We start from the raw sequence: 3470 nt of genomic DNA on the forward strand, positions 1-3470 counted from the left end.
AAAAAACCACCTTTAAAGATAAATCAGAAGAAGTTTTAAAAAAACCACCGAAAATTAAAATGATAACAGTCTTGTATGATAATGGGACTTATGAGAGTATGAGTGGGGAATAGTCCTTAGTGAGCAAGATACAGGATACAGGATACAGGATGCAGGATGCAAGATGCAAGATACAGGATGCAGGATGCAGGATGCAAGATACAGGATGCAAGATACAGGATGCAAGATACAGGATGTGCTTGCCTGAATAGGGTTGACTCACCTCTCACTTCTCACCTCTCACTTCTCACTTCTCACTTCTCACTTCTCACCTCTCACCTCTCATCTCTCACCTCTCAATTCTCAACTCTCAATCCCTCTTCCCTTACTTGCTTCATAAAAGAAAATACCTGCCGCAACAGAAACGTTTAAGGAATCTAAGCTACCTTTTTTAGGAATTAGTGTTGTTTTGTCGGAAATATTTAAAAGTCCTGATGAAATGCCTGTATCTTCTGCTCCTAAAATAATGGCAGTTGGTAATAAAAAATCAATTTCAGATAAACTGATATTTGCTTTTTCTGATGCAGAAACTATTTGTAATCCGCTTTCTTTTAAGAATTTACAGCTTTCAACAAGATTTTTTTCCATGCAAACATTCATCTTTAATAATGCTCCTGAGGATGTTTTAATAGCAATATCGTTAATTTCAGCCGAGCCTTTTTCAGGAATTAGAATTCCATTAATACCGAGAAATTTAGCACTACGGACAATTGCACCAAAATTTCTAACATCAGAAATCCTGTCTAAAATAGCAATTAAAGGTGTTTCTCCCTGTTCATATAAAAATGGTATGAGTTCTTTTAAATCAATAAATTCAATAGGAGAGCTAAGTGCTATAATTCCCTGATTGTTACCACTTAATTTGTTTAACTTTTCTTTAGGAACATATTGAATATTGATCGACAGCCGTTTAAATTCTATTATTAATTTCGCAAGAGTTTCACTCTTTAATCCTCGTTGAATTAATACTTTTTTTAATTGATGTCCTGAATCTAATGCTTCTTCAATTGCGTGAAAACCTTTTATGATGTCTTTTCGTTTTGCCATTTATTATTTTTAAAGAATATACTAACTCATTATAAAAATTTATTCAAATTTGAGGAAAATTTATTGAACCTTTATGATTAATTATCAATCTTTTTATGAAAATTGGAATTATTAGCGATACACACAATTATCTTTGTGAGATTACAAAAAAACATTTGAAAGAATGTGATGAAATATGGCATGCTGGAGATATTGGAAGCATTGAACTATTTGATGAACTGGAAAAAATAACTAAAGTAAGAGCTGTGTATGGAAATATTGATTCTAATGAATTGAGAATAACAATCCCTGAACATCAACGCTTTACTATTGAAGGCTTTTCTGTTTGGATGACCCATATAGGTGGTTATCCGGGGAAATACGATAGAAGAATTATAAATGAAATTAAAATTAACCCTCCTGATATTTTTATTTCAGGACATTCTCATATTTTAAAAATAATACCTGACAACAAACTTAATTTATTGCACATAAATCCCGGAGCAGTAGGGAGAAGTGGTTTGCACAAGGTCAGAACAATAGTAATTATGGAACTAAAAAATAAAAAAATTAATGATATGAAAGTTGTTGAATTAAGTAGGAGATAAGGTTAAGGGTACTATAATATATGAGTAGTTTTGCCAATCACTAATGCTTACTGATTTATTCCAAAAAAGATTATATTTGTAAAGAAATAAAATTGCAAAATTATGAAGAAATTTAAAAGTATTGCATCAATATTAGTTTTGATGATTGTTTTTACTACAACTTTATTTGCTCAGCAAAATAAAGATATTGTTGGCATTTGGCAAGGAAAATTAAACATTAACGGTGTTGAATTACGATTGATTTTTCACATTTCTGAAAGTGAGAGTGGTGAGTTAAGTGCAACATTGGATAGCCCTGATCAGGGAGCAAAGGATATTCCTCTTGATAAGGTTGTTTATGAAAACAAAAAGATAAAAATTACATCAGCAGCAATGTTGGCTACTTACACAGGAACAGTGGATACCGATAGTTTAAAAATTACAGGAACATGGGAGCAAAGCACTATGGAGCTACCTTTGAATCTTGAAAAGATAGATGAAATACCTAAACTTAATCGTCCTCAAGAGCCAAAACCTCCTTATCAGTATTTTGAAGAAGAAGTTAAATTTATTAATGAAAAAGATAATATTACACTTGCCGGAACATTAACTTATCCTAAAGAAGGAAATAATTTTATAGCGGTAGTACTTATTTCAGGCTCTGGAGCACAAAATAGGGATGAAGAACTATTTGAGCATAAACCATTTAAAGTAATTGCTGATTATTTAACACTTAAGGGAATTGCTGTTTTACGCTTTGATGATAGAGGTGCAGGAAAATCAGGAGGTAGTTTTTCAGGTTCCACAACTGAAGATTTTGCAAATGATGTAGAAGCGGCTGTTGATTACTTAAATACTATGGATTTTATTGATAAAAATAAAATAGGATTGATAGGGCATAGCGAAGGTGGAGTTATAGCTCCTTTGCTTGCATCACGTTCCGATAAAATTGATTTTATTGTAATGATGGCAGGTTTGGGTACAAAAGGAAATACACTTTTAATCGACCAAACAAAATTGATATTGGAAAAATCAGGAATGGAAGAAAAATTTGTAAATGATATTGTTGAGATAAACAGTGGACTTTATGAAATTGTTTTACAAGGCTATGATAATGAGAAAGCTGAAAAGGAAATAAGAGAATTTTATAAAACAATATCAAAGAAATATTCATCTGATGAAAAGACGAACAGAGGTTTAAATGAACAAAATATTGATGCTACTATAAAACAACTGCTAAGTCCGTGGTTTAAGTATTTTCTAGCTTATAATCCCGAAACTGTTTTATCAAAAGTAAAATGTCCGATTTTAGCAATCAACGGGACTAATGATCTTCAAGTTCCTGCGGATAAAAATCTTGAAGGAATAAAAAGTGCTGTTGAAAAGGGCGGTAATAAAAATTTGACAATAAAGAAATTTGAAGGATTAAATCATTTGTTTCAAACATCCGAAAGTGGTTTGCCAAGTGAATATGGAAAAATTGAAGAAACTATTTCTGTTGGGGTTTTGGAGTATTTGGGGGAATGGATTGGGGAATTGTAGAGATAAGTTCTCAGTCTCCAGTAAGCAGTCTCCAGTAAGCAGTCTCCAGTCCGCAGTTCCTCAATCGCGATGCGATATAACCAATTATCTAACTGGATAGATCTTCACGACAAACAGAAGGCGTGTAGTCAAAAACAGTCCTCAATCTTCAGTAGGTAGCCAAATTACCAATCCTGAAATTTCCAATATAATAATTTGAGTTTTTACCTTATAATTTCTCCTCAAGGAGAAAAAACAAAAGAGGTAAAAAAGAAGAAAAAACTCAAATTATGGATT

The 3470-nt window shown here is 32.3% G+C and carries 4 protein-coding genes; 3 read left to right on the plus strand and 1 reads right to left on the minus strand.

The features are described 5' to 3' along the window. The first annotated feature begins 119 nt into the window (after positions 1-119). The gene (locus U9R42_05950) at positions 120-251 is read left to right on the plus strand and encodes a hypothetical protein (protein MEA3495562.1); all 132 of its coding nucleotides are present in this window, start codon (positions 120-122) and stop codon (positions 249-251) included. A 91-nt stretch (positions 252-342) separates the two neighbouring features. Here the strand turns inward: U9R42_05950 and rlmB are convergent, their stop codons facing one another. Continuing rightward, positions 343-1086 (minus strand): 23S rRNA (guanosine(2251)-2'-O)-methyltransferase RlmB, encoded by a 744-nt coding sequence (gene rlmB / locus U9R42_05955; protein ID MEA3495563.1) that lies wholly within the window; start codon positions 1084-1086, stop codon positions 343-345. A gap of 95 nt (positions 1087-1181) precedes the next feature. On the opposite strand from rlmB, the gene U9R42_05960 reads away from it, so the two are divergent. Both U9R42_05960 and U9R42_05965 read left to right on the plus strand, forming a co-directional pair. Continuing rightward, a complete protein-coding gene (locus U9R42_05960) occupies positions 1182-1673 on the plus strand; it encodes a metallophosphoesterase family protein (GenBank protein ID MEA3495564.1) in 492 nt (163 codons plus the stop codon). Positions 1674-1775: 102 nt separating this feature from the next. Then, entirely contained in the window at positions 1776-3194 is a 1419-nt protein-coding gene (locus tag U9R42_05965; protein ID MEA3495565.1) for an alpha/beta fold hydrolase, read from the plus strand. Positions 3195-3470 lie beyond the last annotated feature (276 nt).

It is taken from the genome of Bacteroidota bacterium (genome assembly GCA_034723125.1).
Taxonomy (GTDB): Bacteria; Bacteroidota; Bacteroidia; order CAILMK01; family JAAYUY01; genus JAYEOP01.

What these genes read in the sequence shown, in the direction of transcription:
- rlmB (MEA3495563.1), bottom strand. Translation starts at nt 1,086, where the DNA reads ATGGCAAAACGAAAAGACATCATAAAAGGTTTTCACGCAATTGAAGAA.
- U9R42_05960 (MEA3495564.1), top strand. Translation starts at nt 1,182, where the DNA reads ATGAAAATTGGAATTATTAGCGATACACACAATTATCTTTGTGAGATT.
- U9R42_05965 (MEA3495565.1), top strand. Translation starts at nt 1,776, where the DNA reads ATGAAGAAATTTAAAAGTATTGCATCAATATTAGTTTTGATGATTGTT.